Source organism: Aestuariirhabdus haliotis (assembly GCF_023509475.1).
In the GTDB taxonomy this organism is placed as follows: Bacteria; Pseudomonadota; Gammaproteobacteria; order Pseudomonadales; family Aestuariirhabdaceae; genus Aestuariirhabdus; species Aestuariirhabdus haliotis.
In genome coordinates, this window is sequence record NZ_JAKSDZ010000051.1 from 1 (window position 1) to 20480 (window position 20480).

At 52.3% G+C, this 20480-nt stretch carries 22 protein-coding genes; 8 read left to right on the plus strand and 14 right to left on the minus strand.

The features are described from left to right. Positions 1 to 236: 236 nt before the first annotated feature. The gene (locus MIB40_RS17215; RefSeq protein WP_249696734.1) at positions 237 to 998 is read right to left on the minus strand and encodes a hypothetical protein; all 762 of its coding nucleotides are present in this window, start codon (positions 996 to 998) and stop codon (positions 237 to 239) included. A 98-nt stretch (positions 999 to 1096) separates the two neighbouring features. Between MIB40_RS17215 and MIB40_RS17220 the strand changes: the two genes are divergently transcribed. Further along, entirely contained in the window at positions 1097 to 1906 is an 810-nt protein-coding gene (locus tag MIB40_RS17220; RefSeq protein ID WP_249696735.1) for a class I SAM-dependent methyltransferase, read from the plus strand. Here MIB40_RS17220 and plsB read toward each other — a convergent pair. The 5 genes from plsB to dapE all read right to left on the minus strand — a co-directional run bounded on the left by plsB (position 1887) and on the right by dapE (position 7090). Then, entirely contained in the window at positions 1887 to 4346 is a 2460-nt protein-coding gene (gene plsB, locus MIB40_RS17225; RefSeq protein WP_249696736.1) for a glycerol-3-phosphate 1-O-acyltransferase PlsB, read from the minus strand. The two genes, MIB40_RS17220 and plsB, sit on opposite strands and share 20 nt — an antisense overlap. A 74-nt stretch (positions 4347 to 4420) precedes the next feature. After that, a complete protein-coding gene (locus MIB40_RS17230; RefSeq protein ID WP_249696737.1) occupies positions 4421 to 4807 on the minus strand; it encodes a hypothetical protein in 387 nt (128 codons plus the stop codon). A gap of 4 nt (positions 4808 to 4811) precedes the next feature. Next, the gene (locus tag MIB40_RS17235; protein ID WP_249696738.1) at positions 4812 to 5078 is read right to left on the minus strand and encodes a hypothetical protein; all 267 of its coding nucleotides are present in this window, start codon (positions 5076 to 5078) and stop codon (positions 4812 to 4814) included. A gap of 17 nt (positions 5079 to 5095) precedes the next feature. Then, positions 5096 to 5950, minus strand: coding sequence for a putative RNA methyltransferase (locus tag MIB40_RS17240; RefSeq protein ID WP_249696739.1), 855 nt, complete (start codon positions 5948 to 5950; stop codon positions 5096 to 5098). Further along, the gene (dapE, locus tag MIB40_RS17245; RefSeq protein WP_249696740.1) at positions 5951 to 7090 is read right to left on the minus strand and encodes a succinyl-diaminopimelate desuccinylase; all 1140 of its coding nucleotides are present in this window, start codon (positions 7088 to 7090) and stop codon (positions 5951 to 5953) included. A gap of 121 nt (positions 7091 to 7211) precedes the next feature. On the opposite strand from dapE, the gene MIB40_RS17250 reads away from it, so the two are divergent. Further along, positions 7212 to 7631, plus strand: a complete 420-nt coding sequence (locus MIB40_RS17250; protein WP_249696741.1) for a PilZ domain-containing protein — start codon at positions 7212 to 7214, stop codon at positions 7629 to 7631. Positions 7632 to 7657: 26 nt separating this feature from the next. Here MIB40_RS17250 and nth read toward each other — a convergent pair whose 3' ends face one another. From nth to metG, 8 genes are all read right to left on the minus strand, one after another. Further along, a complete protein-coding gene (gene nth / locus MIB40_RS17255) occupies positions 7658 to 8296 on the minus strand; it encodes an endonuclease III (protein ID WP_249696742.1) in 639 nt (212 codons plus the stop codon). Continuing rightward, complete coding sequence (locus MIB40_RS17260; RefSeq protein ID WP_249696743.1) at positions 8293 to 8997, minus strand: electron transport complex subunit E; 705 nt, start codon at positions 8995 to 8997, stop codon at positions 8293 to 8295. The genes nth and MIB40_RS17260 overlap by 4 nt, the downstream gene beginning before the upstream one ends. Beyond that, positions 8997 to 9656, minus strand: a complete 660-nt coding sequence (gene rsxG / locus MIB40_RS17265; RefSeq protein ID WP_249696744.1) for an electron transport complex subunit RsxG — start codon at positions 9654 to 9656, stop codon at positions 8997 to 8999. Before rsxG ends, MIB40_RS17260 begins: the two co-directional genes overlap by 1 nt. 5 nt (positions 9657 to 9661) lie before the next feature. After that, on the minus strand, positions 9662 to 10723 hold the full coding sequence (gene rsxD / locus MIB40_RS17270) for an electron transport complex subunit RsxD (protein ID WP_249696745.1): 1062 nt from the start codon (positions 10721 to 10723) through the stop codon (positions 9662 to 9664). Between the two features lie 6 nt (positions 10724 to 10729). Continuing rightward, complete coding sequence (gene rsxC / locus MIB40_RS17275) at positions 10730 to 13156, minus strand: electron transport complex subunit RsxC (protein WP_249696746.1); 2427 nt, start codon at positions 13154 to 13156, stop codon at positions 10730 to 10732. Next, complete coding sequence (gene rsxB, locus MIB40_RS17280) at positions 13153 to 13737, minus strand: electron transport complex subunit RsxB (protein WP_249696747.1); 585 nt, start codon at positions 13735 to 13737, stop codon at positions 13153 to 13155. The genes rsxC and rsxB overlap by 4 nt, the downstream gene beginning before the upstream one ends. A gap of 19 nt (positions 13738 to 13756) precedes the next feature. Next, positions 13757 to 14353, minus strand: a complete 597-nt coding sequence (rsxA, locus tag MIB40_RS17285) for an electron transport complex subunit RsxA (RefSeq protein WP_249696748.1) — start codon at positions 14351 to 14353, stop codon at positions 13757 to 13759. 195 nt (positions 14354 to 14548) lie between these two features. Continuing rightward, positions 14549 to 16594: a methionine--tRNA ligase gene (metG, locus tag MIB40_RS17290; RefSeq protein ID WP_249696749.1), complete on the minus strand. Its 2046-nt coding sequence runs from the start codon at positions 16592 to 16594 to the stop codon at positions 14549 to 14551. Positions 16595 to 16690: 96 nt separating this feature from the next. On the opposite strand from metG, the gene MIB40_RS17295 reads away from it, so the two are divergent. From MIB40_RS17295 to MIB40_RS17320, 6 genes are all read left to right on the plus strand, one after another. Beyond that, on the plus strand, positions 16691 to 16933 hold the full coding sequence (locus MIB40_RS17295) for a hypothetical protein (protein ID WP_249696750.1): 243 nt from the start codon (positions 16691 to 16693) through the stop codon (positions 16931 to 16933). Continuing rightward, on the plus strand, positions 16926 to 17366 hold the full coding sequence (locus MIB40_RS17300) for a DnaT-like ssDNA-binding domain-containing protein (RefSeq protein ID WP_249696751.1): 441 nt from the start codon (positions 16926 to 16928) through the stop codon (positions 17364 to 17366). Before MIB40_RS17295 ends, MIB40_RS17300 begins: the two co-directional genes overlap by 8 nt. 34 nt (positions 17367 to 17400) lie before the next feature. Then, positions 17401 to 18045 carry a replication protein P gene (locus MIB40_RS17305; RefSeq protein WP_249696752.1) on the plus strand — a complete coding sequence of 215 codons (645 nt, stop codon included), beginning with the start codon at positions 17401 to 17403 and terminating at the stop codon, positions 18043 to 18045. A gap of 49 nt (positions 18046 to 18094) precedes the next feature. Next, complete coding sequence (apbC, locus tag MIB40_RS17310; RefSeq protein ID WP_249696753.1) at positions 18095 to 19189, plus strand: iron-sulfur cluster carrier protein ApbC; 1095 nt, start codon at positions 18095 to 18097, stop codon at positions 19187 to 19189. Between the two features lie 91 nt (positions 19190 to 19280). Further along, entirely contained in the window at positions 19281 to 19712 is a 432-nt protein-coding gene (locus MIB40_RS17315) for a YqaA family protein (protein WP_249696754.1), read from the plus strand. Positions 19713 to 19879: 167 nt separating this feature from the next. Then, a complete protein-coding gene (locus MIB40_RS17320; protein ID WP_249696755.1) occupies positions 19880 to 20380 on the plus strand; it encodes a CBS domain-containing protein in 501 nt (166 codons plus the stop codon). The last annotated feature ends 100 nt before the right edge of the window (positions 20381 to 20480 follow it).

Genomic DNA, 20480 nt, shown 5'->3' on the forward strand with positions numbered 1-20480 from the left:
TCTCTGCGGATCCTAAAAATGGTTTTTATCAAGGCGAAGCTCGCCGTTCATGTCGAGACCTGGACAAGGGCTTCAACACCGAGAAAAACCATTTTCAGGACCGCCCTACGGGGCTTTCGGGCGAATCCAGCCTCTTTGTTACGCCTTTTTGAAACGTCTCGACCTTACTGCAAAGGCGTGTCGCGATTCTGAATTCGCCTGAAAGCCAGAGTTCATCTGAATTAATCAGAGGTGCCTTAAGTCTTAGCTCCCAGCATCAAGTCAGCGGCTGCCAGTCGCAATCCGTCGATCGTCTCTACCGAACCCAGCTGGCGAATGCTGTCGTAGACGTTTATAGCCTGATTGACATCCCGATAGCCAAGGTTAATCCGAGTGATGCCCGCATCCGATAGTGACTGTTGCTGCAGCTCGTTGTTGGCATCCAGTGAGAGCAAGCTGAGTCGATGAAATTGCTCATCCATTGCGTCCAGATAACCGTCGCCGTTGCTATCCAGGTTTCTGGCTTCTTCGAAGCCGTTCCTGGCGCCATGTTGGTCACCAAACAGCTCTTTACCGCTGTCGATCTTGCCATTATTGTTGCGGTCCAGTGCAAGAAAGGCATCGTCACCGGTCACAAAGCTGGTTAGTTGTTTTTCGCCATCGCCATTGATATCAAACCAGATCCCGTTTTCAACGGAAGTCGTGTTGAAACCATCACCGTTTAGATCTATGGCAAGAGGGTCGTTAATTTCGACTTCGGGTTTCGCTTGACCCGTGACACTCAATCCCTGGGCGTCGAGCCGTGCTGCACGGGATTGCAGTTGGACAGTTGTGCTTTCATTAACCTGCTGGACCGGGTTTGGCGTTGGATTGGATGATTCGGCCGTTGAACTGGTATCGATTTCCAATCGTTCTTCGATCTCTGTGCCAAACGTCAGTGCCAAAATAAGATATCTAAGGGAAGAGCGGGCGTCATCACCGGGAAGGGCTGAAGTGGCTGGCGTTGAAGTGATCTCCATGGTGCCTGATTCCTTTATTCAATCATAATGAGGTTTATCGGCCTGAATGCGATAAAATTAACCCCTCTCTTAGCCCGATTGCTCATAGGTTTTTTATTGTGTTGGAACTCCTTGTTATAGCGCTTGACCCCTCCCTGGAAATACAGGCTAACGAGCGTGCAACTGAACTCGGTCTGAACTTTGTTGGGACGCTGCCATTAAAACAGTTGCAGGCCGATCAGGCGGCACTGGTACTGGGAGGGGATGGCTGGAGTTTGGCCCAGGGCGGCAAAGGAGCTCCGGGGCCGGTACGGGTAGATTTCGCGAGTGGCGCGGCAGATCATCGTCGCCGCTTTGGTGGGGGCAAGAGCCAATCTATTATTCGTGCGCTCGGGTTAAAGGGTAGCTATCGTCCCAACATACTGGATGCGACCGCAGGGCTTGGACGTGATGCTTTTGTGTTTGCAACTCAGGGTTGTGAGGTTACTTTATTGGAGCGTTCTGCCGTAGTTCATACCTTGTTAACAGATGGCATGAATCGTGGACGCTTATACCCGGAGTCGGCCGAAATACTTCAACGTATGCACCTTTTTCACGCGAGTGCGTTTGATTTTCTACAGCAGGCCTCCGTTGATCAACGTCACTGGGATGTTGTCTATCTTGACCCAATGTTTCCTCACCGAAGCAAATCGGCTTTGGTTAAAAAAGAGATGCGGGTATTTCGAGAATTGTTAGGGGATGATCTAGACGCCGATGATCTGCTGTCCGCGGCTTGGGATGTTGCGACCTATCGGGTCGTGGTAAAACGGCCTCGACAAGCGTCCTGGTTAGGTGAGCGAAAGCCCGACTATAGCCTTGAAGGCAAGTCGGGCCGTTTCGATCTTTATGTAAGGGCAGCGCTACCAGCTACTACTGATTGCCCCGCGTGACCTGAGTAATACTATGGCGAACGTCTGCGGCGAGTACTCGGCGGGCGTTTTGGGTAACATCCAGAAGCAATTGGCTGCTCTTCAATGTGCCATCCTCCTGGTGTACTACCGCGTTTCGTTGTCGCATGGTGCTGATAAAGTTGCGGAACAATGCTTTATCAAAAAACTCCGGTGCATTGAGTCCATTGATGATAGACAGCCGCTGCGCCAAGTCATGACACTGATTTTCCAACTCTTCAGCGGTCATAGGGTGGTGATGGTTGCTGCTCAGCAGGCTGGCCACCACATAGAAGCGTTCCAGGGTTTGAGCGATCGCTTTACCCAACAGGTTTAAAACCACGAACTCTGTCGAACCACTGTCGGGGCGCTTGTAGGCTTCACCTTCGCAGATCAATAAGCCCTGTTCGGTCATGGCTTGTAACCAGCGGCGAATGATTTCTGGGATTTGCTGCTCATCGTAATGCAGGAACAATTCGGAGCTCAGGTAGGGGTACAAAATGGTGCCGAATTCGATCAGTTCAGCCTCGGACACCTCATGAGCATTAATAAAGTAGTTGGCCAACAAAGAAGGAATCGCAAACAGGTGCAAAATATTATTGCGATAGTAAGTCATCAAGACGGCATTATTACCTTCCAGATAGATGATATCTCCGAGGGAATCACTGCGCCGCTCTATCAATCCCAGTTCTTCGACGTAGCTAATCAGCTCCTGGGCGCTCATTTGCGGGTGAGTGATATGAGGGGCATAGGGTACCTGGTCGAGAAGCCTCAGGTAGCTATCGAGCTGAGTGACCAAGACTTCTTCTCCCAACGCCTGATTGCGGGTCGAGAGTAATACTGTGCCAACCAGATTGACCGGATTGATTGCGGCCGCACCGTTAATATGACTTGCGATTCGGGTGGCCAGGTTAGTGGTTACCGAGGACATCCACAGTGGTGGCTCTGCAATAGGGTCGTGACTGAAATTACGCCAATCGACCTGTTGGGAGTCGAGGAACTTTTCCAGCTCCAGGGGTTCACCAAAGGTGACCCTTACTTTACCGAACGAGCTGTTCAGGCCGCGTAAAGTGCGGAAAATATCGAGGGGTGACTCTTTCTTTTTGCTCTTGCCGCGCAATTCGCCCAGATAGGTAGAGCCCTCGAGGACCCGTTCATAGCCAACATATACCGGAATAAAGGTGATTGGACGGCGGTGATCACGCAGAAAGCTGCGTAATGTAATCGCCAGCATGCCAGTACGAGGTTTTAATGTCCGGCCTGTTCGGCTGCGGCCACCTTCGACAAAGTACTCGACGGGAAATCCGCGGGTGAAAAGAGTGTGCAGATATTCATTGAATACCGTGCTGTAGAGTGGATTACCACGGAAGCTACGACGCATAAAGAAGGCGCCAGCCCGCCTTAGAAGACCGCCTATTACGGGCATATTCAGGTTAATGCCAGCAGCAATATGGGGCGGGGTTAACCCGTTTCTATAGAGTAGATAGGAGAGCAACAGGTAATCAATGTGGCTACGATGGCAGGGCACATAGATCAAGCTGTGTTGGCGTTTGGCGTACTCTTTGACCTGTTCAATGTTATGGACATCAATGCCTTTGTAAATTTTATTCCAGAACCAGCTTAAGACGGTTTCCAGAAAGCGAATTGCTGAAATGCCATAATCGGAGGCGATCTCGTTAGCGTAGTGTCGCGCACGACTCTCTATTTGCGCGGTTTGAAGGCCACTTGCTTCGACTTCTGCGGCGATGGCGTGTTGCACGGCTGGAGTTTGCACCAGCCCGCTGACCAGGGTACGCCGGTGAGAGAGATCAGGGCCAACAACGGAGGCTCGTTGCTGTCTGAAATGCACGCGCAGGATACGGTTAACCTTACGCATCGTGCGAGTATGTTCGAGCTGCTCATCGACCAGAGTGCGTAGTGACATCGGATCATTGAAATGAATCATGGTTTGACGGCCCATTAACAGGGTCGTGATGAATTTTCGGAAACGGCCGCCTACGCTGTAGTTGTAGGCGAACAGCAGTTTAATCAGGGACTCTTCCTTGTCAGGCTCACGCCCCCAAAAGAAGCTGACAGGCACCAACTGAACATCACGATTGGGTTCTTCCGCTACCCAATGCAACAAGCGCTCCAGACGATGGGCCGATAGCATGCGATCCCGCTGTAGAATTAATCCTTTAGTCTGGGATAGGTAGAAATAGGCTCGTGACTCATCGACCTCTGGCAACATCGGTTGATAGGGGCGTGGTAGATTGGCTTTGAGGCATTGCTTTTCCAGGACCAGCAAGTCGCTGAGCGAACGATGGGAAAGGACATAGCACACCGGACGATCACGATCGAGTTTGTCGAGGTTTTCAAGCCCGCCAATGGTAGGGCGAACCCAGAGGTTTTGAATTCTTCGTAGCAGGTTAAAGCTGAAACGCGAGGCAAAGAGTTTTTTCATAAGGGTTTCGGAAAACTAATCGATGAATGCATGGCGCCAGAGCGCCGAATAAAAAGGGGGCAACAAGTCAGGGCTTAGCTACTGGCTTGTATCCACTCAACCTGATGCTCTCCTTGCTCGGATATTTCCATCCAGCTGTCCATGTCTTCACTGCCATCTTCCCAGAAACCACCATTGCAGCGAACCGTACGACCCAATGTTTGATGAGCGGAACGGGCGCAGCTGAGGTCATCATTCCAGGGGGTGGCACTGGAATCGAACCAAACACTGGTGAAATGCTTCCCGGCAGCTTTTTCCACGACCAACACAGGAATACTTTCACCATTAATGAATGACTGAAAGTGATAACTGTTGCCCTTGTGCTGACCTTCCTCGATAGCGTCAAAATTACTACCCAACCAGTCGCGAATGGCATTCAGGCTGGTGTCCTTGATGTAAATTTCAATATCCGGTTGCAGCATGGGATTACTCGTCAAAAAAGAACTTCAGGAATCGGCCCGCGCAAAGGCGCAGATAGCCGGTTAAGGTAACCAGCACACCGGTGCCGGCGACCAGGGTTCCAGCAAATGCGAACAGTTCACGAGTCACTGAAGGAATCAGCCGGTGCTCTGCGTACAGTATAGTTCCGACCCCGATAGAAAACAGGAACACGCCCACAACAAAAATCTGAAAGCTCTGCTGCGGGTTGCGAGCAATGCTTACCAGTGTTTTTCGAATACGTTGCTTATCCATTGGCAGCTAGCATGGGCTCAGTGTTGCTTTCTCACTAACTCTAACTTGAAATCGGCTCGAGTGGTCAATGTTTTTCTGGCGATAAGGCGTTGTTTTTGCTCCGGGTTGATATGCCAGTAATGAGGTGTCATGGCCAGGAGATCGAGCATTTGCTCGCTGCCTTCAAGGGTGAATGAAAACTCACAGCGCTCTGTTGCCACGCATTGAAAGGATTCCGGTAGTTGCTTGAGTACTTTCTCTTCCTCGTGCAAGCGTACTTCGTCATAGATCGCCTGTCGCAACTCAAGCAAGTGATGTTGGCCGGGAGTCACCGCCAGTAGCAGTCCCTCATTTGCCAGAATGCGTTCAAATTGGCCCCAGTCGATGCGCGAGAATACGCTGAGAATAAAGCTCATTGTATGATCGCAAAGCGGTACATCCGCTACCGAGGCAACGGCCCATTGGATCGATTTGCTACGACGACAGCAGGCACCGATGGCGGGCTTGGATATATCGATTGCAAAGCCCTGCATGGCCGGTAGCTGTTGCTGAAGTGCGGCGGTATACCAGCCTTCACCACAGCCTGCATCGAGCCAGCTGCCATTCGCTTCTGCCAGGTGTGTCTTGAGCATGGAGGTGATCGAAAGCAATAAAGGCTGATAATGTCCGCCCCCCAGAAAACGGCTTCTGGCGGTTACCATCTCGGCATTGTCACCGGGCTGTTTACTCTGCTTGCGGTGGCTCGGCAATAGATTGACATAACCTTGCTTGGCACGGTCAAAACTATGCCGATTGATGCATTGCCAACTGTTACCGACAAGCGCAAGTTCCTCCTGACAATGAGGGCATTGCCAGCCAGCAGAGTGGGCAAATGAGGAACCGGCTAAAGGCATCTATTTTACCAGAAGGCGCTGCAAGATATTTTGGTAGACGTGACTGAGCTGGTCCAGGTCACTGGCTTTAACGCTTTCGTTGACTTTGTGGATGGTCGCATTGCAGGGTCCCAATTCGATTACCTGGGTTCCGGTAGGCGCTATATAGCGACCGTCGGAGGTGCCACCGGAAGTCGAAAGTTGGGTCTCGATGCCAGTCTCCTCACGAATGGCTTCGACGGTGGCCTCAATGAGCTTTCCTTCACTGGTCAGGAATGGCTCACCGAACAGGCGCCACTTGATCTCGTAATCGAGGCCATGGCGAGAGAGCATCGCTTCAACATGTTGCTTCAACTTGTCGGCGGTAGTCTCGGTAGAGAAACGGAAGTTAAACATGACATGGACTTCGCCAGGAATTACATTGGTCGCGCCCGTACCACTTTGAATATTGGAAACCTGAAAGCTGGTGGGTGGGAAAAAGTCATTGCCTTGATCCCATTCGGTGGTGGCCAATTCATCGAGAAAAGGCAGAGCTTGATGAATTGGATTACGAGCCAGGTGAGGGTAGGCTACGTGCCCCTGGATGCCTTTGACCCAAAGGTCTGCTCCCAGGGATCCGCGGCGGCCGTTTTTGACCACATCACCCAGGGTTGACGTGCTGGACGGTTCCCCGACCAGACACCAGTCGATTTTTTCGCCCCGTTGTTGCAGGTGCTCCACAACTTTTACCGTGCCGTCTATGGCGGGGCCTTCTTCATCGGCTGTGATGAGCAGTGCGATCGAGCCAGAGTGATCCGGATTGAGCTGGACGAAGCGTTCACAGGCCGTAGTAAAGGCGGCCAGGCTTCCTTTCATGTCGGCAGCACCACGACCGAAAAGCATGCCGTCATGAATTTCTGGTTGGAACGGATTGGTATGCCACTGTTCCAGTGAGCCCGTTGGTACAACATCGGTGTGGCCAGCAAAGGCGAACACAGGCCCTTCGCTACCTCGTCGCAGCCAGACGTTTTTGACGTCTCCAAACTGCAAGCGCTCAACATGAAAACCCAATGGTTCCAGGCGCGATATCATCATCTCCTGACAGTCAGCATCTTCTGGCGTGACAGAAGGACGACGTATGAGATCCATAGCAAACTGCAAGGTAGGCGAGAGGTCGGACATGGGGATAATCTGTGTTATGGCTGAAGGGGAGGCATTCTAGCAAAGTGGTCTGCATTATACAGGGGCTTGGCATAGAGTATTGAGGTTATGGTAGAGTAAAAGCTCGAAAAAGAAGGGCAAGTTGACACCTGATATGGGCGCCGATGAAAACATAGAGAAGCAGTCTAACCGCCGTATTAAGCAACGCTTCCCGATTCCAGACCTTACCGTGCGGTTAAAACAACGCTCGATCTTCTCGCTTGGGAATGATTGGCGGACTGTTGAGGGGCTCGACTTTAATCGCTACGGAATTGCTTACAGCAGTAAAGAGCCTTTCAAAAAAGGGAATCGTGTCTACCTGTCGTTTCGCGGCCCCTATATTGGCTTGGAAAATGTTGCTGCACAGGTGGTCAGCTGTGCACGCGTCGAAGACGGTTTTCGAATTGGCGCCGTGTTTCTCTATTGGCAATCAGAGGAGCTCTATGACGTGAATATCGACAACAATTTGTCTCGTATCGAACGTATTTATCATGACCAACAGGCGGCTGTGCCAAGCCTATGAGCCACTGCTTTATCGATATAATCCTGTTATTTTTCTGAGGTCTTTTTACGATATTCGCAAAGATCTTCAATAGGGCAAGCGTTGCATTGAGGGGTTCGCGCTTTGCAAATATAGCGCCCGTGAAGAATCAGCCAATGGTGGGCATCAAGCAGGAACTCTTCCGGTACCAGTCTCATCAAACGTTTTTCAACTTCCAGCACGGTTTTACCCGGCGCGATACCGGTGCGATTTGAAACGCGAAAAATATGGGTGTCGACCGCCATGGCGAGCTGGCGAAACGCCGTATTGAGGACAACATTAGCCGTTTTCCTACCAACTCCTGGTAAGGCTTCCAGAGCCTCGCGAGTTTGCGGTACTTCGCTATTGTGTTGCTCGATTAACAGTCGACAGGTTTTGATCAGATTTTCGGCCTTACTGTTGTAAAGACCGATGGTTTTTATATAGCTTTTCAGACCATCGAGGCCTAACGCCAGTATGGCTTCAGGGGTGTTGGCGACCGGAAAAAGCTTGGCAGTGGCTTTGTTGACCCCGACATCCGTGGCCTGGGCAGAGAGTAATACCGCCACCAGTAACTCAAAGGATGAAGCGTAGTTCAGTTCGGTTTTTGGCTCCGGATTGAGTTCGCGCCAACGGCTGAAAATTTGTTCTCGTTTGCCTCGATTCATGATGTTTCGGTGCTGCTTTGACGGGCAATGATTGCGGTAGAAGCCTGGATCTGTTTTTGCTTGATTCGATCATCAATAAGGTTTTTCAGGGCGATGATGAAGCCCATAATAACGAAAGCACCCGGTGGTAAAATTGCAAAGAGAAACTTTTGATAGTCGGCGAACAGCACCAGTTCCCACTGGGCTGCCCCAGGGCCAAGCAGCAGATCCATACCGGAAAATAATGTGCCCTTGCCAATCAGTTCGCGTAGCGCCCCCAGCAATAACAATACCAGCGCAAAACCGGCCCCCATCATCAGGCCATCAATAGCGGAGGGGATAACCGGGTTTTTGGCCGCGAAGGCTTCGGCGCGGCCAAGAATGGCACAGTTGGTTACGATCAGGGGGATAAAAATGCCCAGTATCTGGTACAGCTCGTAGGTGAACGCCTGCATCAATAGTTCTACGCAGGTCGTGAGCGCCGCGATGATCATAACAAACGCCGGTAAGCGGATGGCTTCGCTGGCGCGAGAGCGAATAAGGGATACAGCAATGTTGGAGCCGGTCATAACGAAAATGGTCGCAATGCCTAGCCCCAGTGCGTTGACGACGGAGTTGGAAACGCCCAGCAGGGGGCACAGGCCTAACAGTTGAACCAGCGCCGGGTTGTTGTTCCAGAGTCCGTCGAGACTAATCTTGCGATAATCTGTTGCTTGCGCCATCAATGTGTCTCCTTACCGCGGGCTTGAAGCTGTTTGTTGCCCTCGGCAAATAATGTTTCACGATGCGCCCTGAAGTAGACCAGGCTGCGTTGCACCGCCGTCACTATCGCCCGGGGAGTAATGGTGGCACCGGTGAATTGGTCAAACTGTCCGCCATCTTTTTTTACCGCCCAGGCGTGGGATTCAGTATTGTCGAGTGACAGTCCTTCAAACTGGTGAATCCAGTCAGAGACTTTGGTATCGATAGCATCTCCGAGACCTGGCGTTTCACGGTGAGTAATAACTCGTACTGCAGCCAGTTCCCCGTTGTTGCGAATACCCACCAGCAAGCTGATGCGGCCGTTATAACCGTCCGGTGCCCAGACCGGCAAAATAGCAGCAATCGGCGTTGACTGGTCGAAGGCGATATAGGCCTTATGTTGCCCGTCGAGCCCTAACAGGGGGAGATCATCGACCATGACCAGAGTACTGAGCAGGTCATTATCGTGCTGTTCCTCCGGAATGATCTCGTTCAACGCTTTTACTTCATATGCGCGAACTTGCTCGATGATTCGCTGCTGTGTGAGCACGTAAGTCAGGGCAATCAGGCCCACGGTAAAAATGGAAAACACGCCTAGCGAAAAGCTGTTTCTTGCGATGGATTGTGTGAGTGTGTTCATCGATATCAATCCGATTTCGCCAAGCCTTTGTTGGACTTTTTGTGGCCGTAAGTTCGTGGTTGGGTATAGTAATCTATGGTCGGGGCGGCCATATTCATCAATAATACCGCGAAGGCGACACCATCTGGATAGCCTCCCCAGCTCCGGATGATGTAAATCAGTACGCCGATACAGGCACCGTAAATAAGTCGGCCACGGGTACTGACCGCAGAGCTCACCGGATCGGTGGCGATAAAAAAGGCACCCATCATGGTGGCGCCACTGAGCAGATGAAAAGCCGTAGAACCATTGCTGCTGGAACCGTCACCGCCATAAAACAGCAGGCTCATTAGCGATAGTGCGCCGAGCATCGCAACGGGTGTATGCCATGTGAATACTCGTTGATAAAGCAAGAACAGACCACCGGCCAGGAACGCGAGATTTACCCAGATCCAGCCTTGTCCGCCAACACTCCAGAATATCGGGTGGCTTTGCCAGAGCTCTTCAATGGTCAGACTGTTGTTTTCTCGCATCAGCTCCAGCGGTGTTGCCAGCGTGTAGGCATCCACTGAAAGTGGTTCGCCCAAAAACGGGAAGATGGTAAACAGAGCTTGTGAGAATCCTTCGACTCCTGCAAAACCTTCAATTCCCGCAGGTGCCGCCCAGGCACTCATCTGTACCGGGAAAGAGATCAGCAGTAAAACGTAACCAAGCATGGCAGGGTTGAACGGGTTATACCCCATGCCGCCATAAAGCTGCTTGCCAATAACGATGGCAAAGGCCACACCGATCAGGGTTAACCACCAGGGGGCGAGAGGAGGTAAGGCGAGTGCCATCAGCACAGCGGTTAACAGAGCGCTATTATCTCGCAGGTAAAACCCGACGGGGCGCTGTCGCAAGATCAGCACAGCAGCTTCACAGCCCAGAGCAATGACACTGGCCCACATTAGATTAATCAATGTGCCCCAGCCAAAGAAATAACACAGGGTTAAGGCGGCAGGCACCGTTGCCAGTATCACCAATCGCATCATTCGTGCGGTGGATCCTGGGCCGTGGGCGTGAGGCGAACTCATTCGTAGCAGAGCCATATTGCCTTAGTCTCCCGTTGTCTCGGTGGCGGCACGGTCGAAATCGAGGCTAGCCTGAGCAAGCTCCTCTTCTGATTTTTTCAGTGCCTGGATACGTTCGGGGCTTTCCCCATTGCTGTCGATGGTTCGTTGGGCTTTCTTGACAGCAGCCTTTGCCATGGCCAGACGAATTTTTAAGCGTTTTATCTCCGCCTCTTGATCACCCTGGGCGGCCTGTTCTTTTTCTGCTGTCGATGTGGTTTTGCTGTCATCGCTGTTAGCAGCTTTCTCCACGCTATCTTGTGAGACAAGCTCGCTATCGACCCGTTGTTGGGCGGTTTCCAACTCTTCCTGCAAGCGTTTTACTTCTTCGCTGAGGGCTTGTTGTTCTTCGGAATTGTTCTGTGCGGAATCGGCATAGGCGCGTTCGGCTTTCTTCAAGGCCGCCCGAATCATGGCGGCTTCAATTTTCAGTTTTTTAGCACTATCGCTCAACGGGGTTCGAGGCGCTTTGGCGTTGCTTGTCGGTTTTTTCTGGGGCGCAACTGGCTCCTCTGCCATTGCTTGTTCTGCCGCCAGCACTTCAGCGCGAAGGCGCTTCTGTTCTTGCTCAAGTTCGCTGATGTTGTCACCGGCTTCCTGCGCTTTGGCGATAGCTCTGTCGTTTTTCTTTAAGGCAGCGCGAGCCATGGCCAGCTTGATCTTGGCGGCCTTATGATCTTTTTCAGTAGACGGGTTATCGGCCTGTGCAGGGCTGTCGTTATCAGTAGACGTTTTATCTGTCGATGGAGAAGATGAGGGTTGAAGCTTGTCCAGTTGTTGTTGCAAAAGCGTCAGATTGGCTTGTAAGGATGCCTGCTCAGCAGCGTCGGCAGTATCGAGTTGGCGCTGAAGCTTCTTGATTTGAGCGTTGACCTTGGCCCGTTGAATATTGAGCGCTTTATCTTCTTTAGCGGTATCTGAGCCTGTGTTTTCTTTGGCTGCTGCTTCGGCCTTGGCGGCTTTTAATTTCGCCGCGCGTTCGGCGTTGGCTTTACGCTTGGCGGCTTTCTCTTCCTCTATCCGTTGCAGGCGGCTTTCCCGTGCCTCAAACCGCATTTTGGAATATTCCGCTTTCTGTTGCATGGCTTCGTGAGCACGGATATCGGCTTTTGAGGCGCGGTAGTATTGCACCAGGGGAATATGACTGGGGCAGCTGTAGGAGCAGGCTCCGCATTCAATGCAATCGAACAGGTTGTGGTGGCGCAGCTGACTGAAATCCTTAGCCCGCGCGTGCCAGTACAGCTGTTGTGGCAACAGATTAACCGGACAGGCAATCGCACATTCACCGCAACGAATACAGGCTTGTGCCGGAGGAGGCGCGGGCAACTCTTCGGCACTGGCAGCAATAACGCAGTTCACCGTTTTGGTAATCGGTGACAGGGTCGTTTGCAGGGTGAAGCCCATCATAGGCCCACCAATAATCAGGCGATCCAGCTTGGATGAGTTCAGATCCGCTTCGCTGAGCAAGTGTTCGATCGGGGTACCAATCAAGACATCGACATTGCCTCTTCGATTCAGGGCTTCACCGGTCAGAGTTGTCACTCGGGAGATCAGTGGGCGACCCTCGATAATGGCGTCCTGAATAGCAACCGCAGTGCCCACGTTTTGACACACAATGCCAAGGTCTGCGGGTAACTCACCACTGGGAACTTCGCGGCCGGTTAATAGCTGGATCAGTTGCTTTTCACCACCAGAGGGGTACTTGGTAGGCAATACAGCCACTTCGTAGTGGGCATTACGACCAGCGATCTCCTGGCGCAAGGCTTTAACCGCTTCGGGTTTGTTGTCTTCGACGGCAATTAATACTTCATCCGGTTTAAGAATCGAGTGCAGTATATCGATACCGTTGATCAGTCGGTCGCTACGCTCTTGCATCAGCAAATCATCGGCGGTGATATAGGGTTCGCATTCAGTACCATTGATGATCAGGGTGCGAATCTCTTGTTCCGGTCGGGCACTCAGCTTGACCGCAGCAGGGAAGCCTGCGCCGCCGAGTCCGGCAATGCCGGCTTCGCGAATACGATTGAGTAATTCGGATGTTTCGAGCTGACGAAAGTCCGCAACCGGATCCAGTTCACACCAGCGATCGTTGCCGTCGGTCTCGATGATGATCGACAACTCATCCATACCCGATGGGTGGGGCACCGAATGGGACTCAATGGCAACTACGGTTCCGGAGCTGGGGGCATGAAGGGGGGCGCTGACAAACCCCTTGGCCTCAGCAATTTTCTGCCCTTTCAATACAGTCTGGCCAACCCTAACGATAGGCTCTGCACCGGCACCAATATGTTGCTGGAGGGGAACCACGAGCTTCGCCGGCAGAGACACCGGTCGAATAGGTTGCTGATTTGACAGGGTTTTACGTTCAGGAGGGTGAACCCCGCCAGGAATGTCCCACAAGCGACGGCTCATGCAGCATCTCCCCGGCCAGCGTCGGTGATAATCAATTGCTCGCTGGAGGCCGGTAGCTTCCAGCTCCAGTTTTTGATGGTTGTCTCCATCGGAATCATATCGATACAGTCGACAGGGCAGGGCTCGACACAGAGTTCGCAGCCGGTGCACTCCGAGGCAATCACGGTATGCATCTGCTTGGCGGCTCCCAAAATGGCATCTACCGGGCAAGCCTGGATGCACTTGGTGCAGCCGATGCATTCATCCTCACGAATCACGGCGAGGGTTCGAGGCTTCTCTTCACCATGCTCGCTATCCAGCGGCAGAGGCTCGACATCCAGTAGGTCGGCCAGGGCCGAGATCGTGGCTTCACCCCCCGGCGGGCACTTGTTGATCAGGTCACCACCGGCTATCGCTTCAGCGTAGGGTCGGCACCCGGCGTAGCCGCATTGACCGCACTGGGTTTGGGGCAATAGTTCGTTAATACGATCGGATAGGGGATCTCCCTCAACTTTAAAGCGCACCGCAGCGAAACCCAGCACGGCACCGAAGATCAGTGACAGGGTTAACATGGCGAGAATGGCGTAGAGCAGGATATCCATAGAGAGTCGATGCCCGCCGTTACAGTTTGATCAGGCCGGTGAAGCCCATAAAGGCCAGGGACATCAGGCCGGCAGTAATCATGCCGATGGCGGCTCCCTGAAAGGGGAGGGGCACATCGGCAGCGGCCAGACGTTCACGCATTGCAGAGAACAGTACCAGCACCAGGGAGAAACCAGCCGCGGCGCCAAAACCGTAGGTGGCTGAATCAACAAAGCTGCTGTTGATTCGGTTACTGTTCAATAGGGCGACACCCAAAACGGCGCAGTTGGTGGTGATTAGGGGCAGGAATACCCCCAGTACACGATGCAACAGCGGACTGACTTTTTTGACCACCATTTCAGTAAATTGCACAACAACGGCAATCACTACGATAAATGTGATGGTCTTCAGGAACTCGAGTTGCAGGGGTTTGAGAATGTACTCGAAACTGATGTAGCTACAGACCGATGCCAGCGTCAGTACAAAGGTTGTGGCCAGTGACATCCCCATAGCGGTCTCGAGTTTGTTCGAGACACCCATGAACGGGCACAGGCCAAGGAATTGAACCAGTACAAAGTTATTCACCAGCACGGCGCTGACCAGAATCAGTGTCAGTTCTGTGGCGATATCTGGCATCAGGGAAGTTCCGGGTTTTCGCTGGGTTAATAGGGACTTCGACGGCTTATGAGCCGCAGGTTAGAGGCTGCCTATTATCCGGCAGGGCTCTATTTCAAACAAGGCATATAGCTATCGTTTATAAGGCGAAATAACTATAAGCTTAAAATTAAATTGATAGGAGTGGGCCCGAAAAGCTGAGCCCACTCCTATTGATCAGCTTATACGCATTCCGGGTTGAGCGCCCTCATGGGGTTCGAGAATCCAGAGCTCCTTGCCGCCGGGACCCGCAGCCAACACCATGCCTTCGGACAATCCAAATTTCATTTTGCGCGGTTTCAGATTGGCCACCATAACCGTAAGTTTGCCTTCGAGCTGCTCCGGGCTGTAGGCACTTTTGATGCCGGCAAAAACATTGCGGGTTTCGCCGCCCAGATCCAGAGTCAGCTGAAGCAGCTTGTCGGCGCCTTCGACATGCTGCGCCTTGGCGATTTTGGCAACTCGAAGATCGACCTTGGCAAAGTCCGGAAACTCAATTTCATCCGCGATCGGCTCATCCGCTAAGGGGCCGGTAGCGACCGGTTTTGCATTGGTGGCGGCGTGCTCGGCTAACAAGGTTTTTGAGGCTTCAACCATAGCCGCGACCTTGTCACTTTCGACACGAGTCATCAGTGGCTTGAATTTGTTGATGGCGTGGCCGGCGGGTAGTAACTCGGCAGCGTCACTCCAGCGCAGAGGTTCGACATTGAGGAAGGCTTCCGCTTTTTCTACCAACGCCGGCAGCACAGGCTTAAGGTAGATCATCAGCAAACGAAACAGGTTGATGCCGACCGAGCAGATTTCGACGACCTCTTTTTCGGTACCTTCCTGCTTGGCCAGTGCCCAGGGTTCTTTATCGGCAATATAGGCGTTGGCTTTGTCTGCCAGCGCCATAATGTCACGAATGGCACGGGCATACTCGCGTTGCTCATACTGATCTGCGATGTTGTCGGCGGCGGCCATAAATTCAGCACTGAGCGTTGCTTCGCTGTCGCTACTGGCCAGTTGCCCTCCGGATTTCTTGATAAAGCCGGCGCAGCGACTGGCGATGTTAACGACCTTGCCCACGAGGTCCGAGTTCACCTTCTGGGAGAAGTCATCCAGGTTGAGGTCGAGATCATCGATTCGATTGTTGAGTTTGCTGGCGAAGTAGTAACGCAAATACTCGGGGTTTAAATGGTCCAGGTATGTGCGGGCTGTAATAAAGGTGCCCCGTGATTTGGACATCTTTTCATTGTTAACCGTCAGGAAACCGTGGGCGTTGACCTGGGTCGGCGTGCGGTAGCCAGCTCCTTGCAGCATGGCGGGCCAGAACAGGCAGTGGAAGTTGACGATATCCTTGCCGATAAAATGATAAACCTCGGCTTCGCTATCTGGCTTCCAGTAATCATCGAAGTGGAGATCGTCTCGGCGTTCGCACAGGTTTTTAAAGCTGGCCATGTACCCGATAGGTGCATCGAGCCAGACATAAAAGTATTTGCCGGGCTCGTCCGGAATTTCAAAACCGAAGTAGGGAGCATCTCGTGAGATATCCCAATCCTGCAGCTCACCGTCTACCCACTCGGCCAGTTTATTGGCGATCTCTTCCTGGACGGCACCACTTCGGGTCCATTTCTGCAGGAAGTTCTGGAAGTCGGTGAGCTTGAAGAAGAAGTGCTCGGAGTCTTTCTCCACCGGTGTGGCCCCGGAGAGGGCGGAAACAGCATTCTTTAACTCGGTCGGGGAATAGGTGGCTCCGCAGACTTCGCAGTTATCGCCGTATTGGCCGGCGGCTCCGCAACGGGGGCAATCTCCCTTGATATAGCGGTCGGCCAGAAACATCTGCTTTTCCGGGTCGAAGGCCTGGCGGATGGTGCGTCTGGCGATGTGCCCTTTGTCACGCAACGCGATATAGATCGACTCGGAGAGTTCGCGGTTATCTTCTGAGTGGGTGGAGTAGTAATTATCAAACTCAACCAGGAATTCACCAAAATCCCGCTTGCGCTCGGCATTAATCAAGGCCACAGATTCTTCCGGCGTGATTCCCATCTTTTCTGCGTGCAGGCTGATGGCCGTACCATGGGCGTCATCGGCGCACACGTAAGTGCAGAGATTGCCCCGTTGTTTCTGGAAGCGTACCCAGATATCGGTCTGGATATATTCTACCAGATGCCCCATATGCAGGGGACCGTTAGCGTAAGGCAGGGCGCTGGTGACAAGAATGTTACGGGATTTTTGCGTCATAGGGGCCGTCGACAAGGTTGATAAAATCGTTGTGATTTTTAAGCGAAAGACAAAGGATCGCGATTATAGCCCCTTTCGAAGGGTGAATCATCCGTCGTGAATGGTCATCGCCTTACCGTGCTCTTCCCGCCAACCGTGGCCTGCGATCAATTATTAGGTTCTGATAATGATCAGGATCAGAAAATTAATGAAAAACTATTGGCCGAGGTCTGTCGTGAAGCCGTAGAATATCGGATTGCTTATTCGATATCTGCCTTGCCGATTCCGGCCAGGGCGGCTTATTTTACTGTTAGGAGTTGGGTTGTGGGGTTGGTTGCCGAGGGGGGGAGCTGTGATTAACGACGATGATCACAAGGCTTACCATCGAATGTTAAACGCGGGTGGGTCCATGTGGGAGCTTGAGAGCGGATCCGAGCCTTCGCATCCGGTTTTTTCTCGCGGTGCCCAGATGGCAGCTGATGCCTCAAATTCCCAGAATATGGCGGGCGCGCGTACCGAACCATTGCCCAGGGACTTTATGCCCGAAGCGACCTATATCGAATGGTTGCAAGAGCATTACGGCATTCCTCCGACCTTTACCCTGGAACAATTGCCCGACTTTAAACTCTATTGGTTGGAAACCGGAGAAGCCCGCAAGGCCTGGCAGAATAAATTCAAGAATCATGTGATCTATCAGTGGAAGCGACAGCAGAGTGAAAGAGAGCAAAACCCTCATCAAACAACAGCTGAAAAGCTTACAGACACAAGCTGGTCAGACTCCCTCGACATCTGATGATGCCGCCACGGCTGATGCTGCTGAACACAGGTTGACCCCGCAGCAAAAGCAGGAGCTGTCCCAGGCTGTCAATGTCCTGTTTACCCTGCTGGAAGATGCCTTCCCGACCAAATTCAAGCACGCTTTCCGGACCGCCGAAGACCGCCAGCGTGCTCAGCGAGTGTGGATGTCATCGTTGAAAGTGTTTCCGCCACAATTGATTGTCGAGGTGGCGCGCGAGGCGATTAAAACCAGTAAGTACTTTCCCGATCTGGCTGAGATTTATCAACAGTGCCGCGCGGCTTATTCCCGGCACGGGTTGAAAGAACCCCTTCAGGCATACTACGAAGCTTGCAATTCGCCCCAACAAAACCTGGGCTATGGCTGGAGCCATATGGCGGTCTATCTGGCGGCTCGAGACACGGGATGGCCGACCCTGAGAGGTGAGGAGCAGCGTTTTGCCTTTCCCCTGTTTGAGAAAAACTATGAACTCTGGTGCAACCGGGTTCTGGAGGGTGAAGACCTGAACGCGCTGGTCGCTAATGCCCTGGAAAATCCAAGATTCGCTGCGCTCGATACCGAACAAGACCGTATCGCGCAGCAACAGCAACAGCAGAGGATGCAGCAACAGGGTATTAACCCCGAAGGCGGGCGTCAGGCGTTTCTTGACCTTAAGAAAGAGTTCAATCAACCCTAGCGGGATGCGCTCTGCGCCACCTGAATCACCACTACCATGGAGTGACGTTATGCCCGAACTGAGTCGGCAGCTTATAGAACAGGCCATCAGAAACTATCAGGATCCTTACCTTAAAAGTGATCTTGTCGATGCCGAAGCCGTTGAGGAGATCGGTATCGATGGAGGAAACGTTAAGGTTTCAATTTGTCTGCCATATCCAGCAGCGGGACTTAACAACGCGATCGCCCAATTGTTAGCCAGCGCGATTAATAATCTCGACGGTGTGACAGACACTCAGGTTGGCGTCAGGTTTGAGATTCCTCCGCATTCGTCAGATCACAATGTGGAAGCCTTGCAAGGCATCAAGAACGTCGTTGCCGTCGCGTCGGGTAAGGGCGGAGTCGGTAAATCGACTACGGCCGTGAATCTGGCGCTGGCATTGAACGCCGAAGGTGCACGTGTCGGAGTGCTGGACGCGGACATTTACGGACCTAGCCTGGGTTTGATGCTGGGGGTTGCCGAAGGCACGCGGCCACAAGTTCGGGATCAAAAGTGGTTTATTCCGGTTGAAGCTCATGGCTTGAAATTGATGTCGATGGCATTTTTGACCGATGACCGTACACCGATGGTATGGCGTGGGCCTATGGCAAGCGGCGCATTGCAACAGCTCCTGACGCAAACGGAGTGGGGTGAACTGGATTATCTGGTGGTTGATATGCCCCCGGGCACCGGTGATATCCAGCTGACTCTTTCCCAGCAGGTACCCCTGGCCGGTGCAGTGATTGTCACCACGCCGCAGGATCTGGCGTTGCTGGATGCCAAGAAGGGCGTTGAAATGTTCCAGAAAGTGAATGTGCCGGTATTGGGTATCGTGGAAAATATGGCGGTACATATTTGCAGTCAGTGCGGTCATTCTGAACACCTGTTTGGGGAAGGAGGTGGTGCCAGCATATCTGACCTGTACAACACCGACTTGCTGGTCTCCATGCCCTTATCGATGAGCATTCGCGAGCAGGTTGATAAGGGGCAGCCGACCGTTGCCGCAGAGCCCGATGGACAGCTCGCAACCCTTTATCGGGAAGTCGCCCGTCAAGTGGGAGCGACCTTGTCGATTCGAGCCGCTTTAGCTGTTGCTGCTCCTACGATCTCTATCAGCGAAGACTAAGCAGAAAGGGCAAGGTGTAATACGAAGCATCTGAAATGCTGCCGTTGAATACCCTGCCTTTTTTTTCTGCACATTCTGGTCTCTGCATCGAATGGATTATTTGTTACTGGCAGGTGCCGCTTTTCTGGCGGCGACCCTGGTGCCATTTTCTTCTGAAGCCTTACTGTCGGCCATGCAGTTGCAAGGGTATAACCTCTATGGCCTTTGGCTGGCAGCAACTCTGGGTAATACCCTGGGGTCCTGTGTTAATTGGCAGCTGGGTCGTTATCTGCTTCATTTTCGTGACCGGCGCTGGTTCCCGTTTACAGAGGATCAGTTGCAACGAGCGCAGGGTCAGTTTAACCGCTGGGGGTTGTGGTCGTTGTTGCTGAGCTGGGTGCCGCTGATTGGTGATCCCATTACCTTTGTGGCAGGGGTTTTTCGGGTTCGCTTTATCATTTTTATTGCTCTCGTCGCCTTGGCAAAAGCACTGCGCTACGCGGTGGTTATCGGCATTACCAATGGCCTTGTGTCGGTCTGGTAGCTTTTTCGGTCCTTCAATACTTGAGTTTTTTGATATGCATCAAACGCTTCTCTTAGGGGCGTTTGATGCATATCAATGAGAAAAACCGATCAAGGGGGCACACTCGTACGCTATATGGTCTTTAAGGGTTTGTTGTCTGGGGCCCACTTTTGGATTTTGAGCAACCTATGAGTGAAAAGATTGTAAGCATGGCACAGCATCGTCAATTACATAGCAATAGAAGCGTTCTGGATGATCGGGTTGCAGCCGAGATCATGACGTCTCGTGTGTTGACTGTTTCGGAAGACTGGTCATTAGAACAATTGTCCGATTTCTTTAATGATCAAAAGCTGTCTGGAGCACCGGTTATCGGTAACGACGGCCGTTTGGCCGGAGTGGTGTCCTTAAGTGATATTATTCGAGGGCATTCCAATCACGACTTTTATCGTCCTGAGGAGAAGTTGGATACCCAGCCCCAGCGCCGTAATGCCAATAGTAAGCCGGCCAGTGACTTGCGGGTAGGCGACATCATGAAAACAGAATTGCATGACGTTACCATGAACACACCTTTGCATAAGGTAGCGGCTATTATGGTGAAGGAAACCGTACACCGGGTTCTGGTAACCCATGATAAGAAAGTTGTGGGCATAATCTCTTCACTGGATCTGTTACGACAAGAGGTTAGTTAGGGCAACTCTGATTAATTCAGATAGATCTCTGCGGATCCTAAAAATGGTTTTTATCAAGGCGAAGCTCGCCGTTCATGTCGAGACCTGGACAAGGGCTTCA

Bases quoted from the DNA above. Each gene is read 5' to 3' on its own strand.
- MIB40_RS17215 (WP_249696734.1), bottom strand. From the start codon at position 998: ATGGAGATCACTTCAACGCCAGCCACTTCAGCCCTTCCCGGTGATGAC.
- plsB (WP_249696736.1), bottom strand. From the start codon at position 4,346: ATGAAAAAACTCTTTGCCTCGCGTTTCAGCTTTAACCTGCTACGAAGA.
- MIB40_RS17230 (WP_249696737.1), bottom strand. From the start codon at position 4,807: ATGCTGCAACCGGATATTGAAATTTACATCAAGGACACCAGCCTGAAT.
- MIB40_RS17235 (WP_249696738.1), bottom strand. From the start codon at position 5,078: ATGGATAAGCAACGTATTCGAAAAACACTGGTAAGCATTGCTCGCAAC.
- MIB40_RS17240 (WP_249696739.1), bottom strand. From the start codon at position 5,950: ATGCCTTTAGCCGGTTCCTCATTTGCCCACTCTGCTGGCTGGCAATGC.
- dapE (WP_249696740.1), bottom strand. From the start codon at position 7,090: ATGTCCGACCTCTCGCCTACCTTGCAGTTTGCTATGGATCTCATACGT.
- nth (WP_249696742.1), bottom strand. From the start codon at position 8,296: ATGAATCGAGGCAAACGAGAACAAATTTTCAGCCGTTGGCGCGAACTC.
- MIB40_RS17260 (WP_249696743.1), bottom strand. From the start codon at position 8,997: ATGGCGCAAGCAACAGATTATCGCAAGATTAGTCTCGACGGACTCTGG.
- rsxG (WP_249696744.1), bottom strand. From the start codon at position 9,656: ATGAACACACTCACACAATCCATCGCAAGAAACAGCTTTTCGCTAGGC.
- rsxD (WP_249696745.1), bottom strand. From the start codon at position 10,723: ATGGCTCTGCTACGAATGAGTTCGCCTCACGCCCACGGCCCAGGATCC.
- rsxC (WP_249696746.1), bottom strand. From the start codon at position 13,156: ATGAGCCGTCGCTTGTGGGACATTCCTGGCGGGGTTCACCCTCCTGAA.
- rsxB (WP_249696747.1), bottom strand. From the start codon at position 13,737: ATGGATATCCTGCTCTACGCCATTCTCGCCATGTTAACCCTGTCACTG.
- rsxA (WP_249696748.1), bottom strand. From the start codon at position 14,353: ATGCCAGATATCGCCACAGAACTGACACTGATTCTGGTCAGCGCCGTG.
- metG (WP_249696749.1), bottom strand. From the start codon at position 16,594: ATGACGCAAAAATCCCGTAACATTCTTGTCACCAGCGCCCTGCCTTAC.
- apbC (WP_249696753.1), top strand. From the start codon at position 18,095: ATGCCCGAACTGAGTCGGCAGCTTATAGAACAGGCCATCAGAAACTAT.
- MIB40_RS17315 (WP_249696754.1), top strand. From the start codon at position 19,281: ATGGATTATTTGTTACTGGCAGGTGCCGCTTTTCTGGCGGCGACCCTG.
- MIB40_RS17320 (WP_249696755.1), top strand. From the start codon at position 19,880: ATGAGTGAAAAGATTGTAAGCATGGCACAGCATCGTCAATTACATAGC.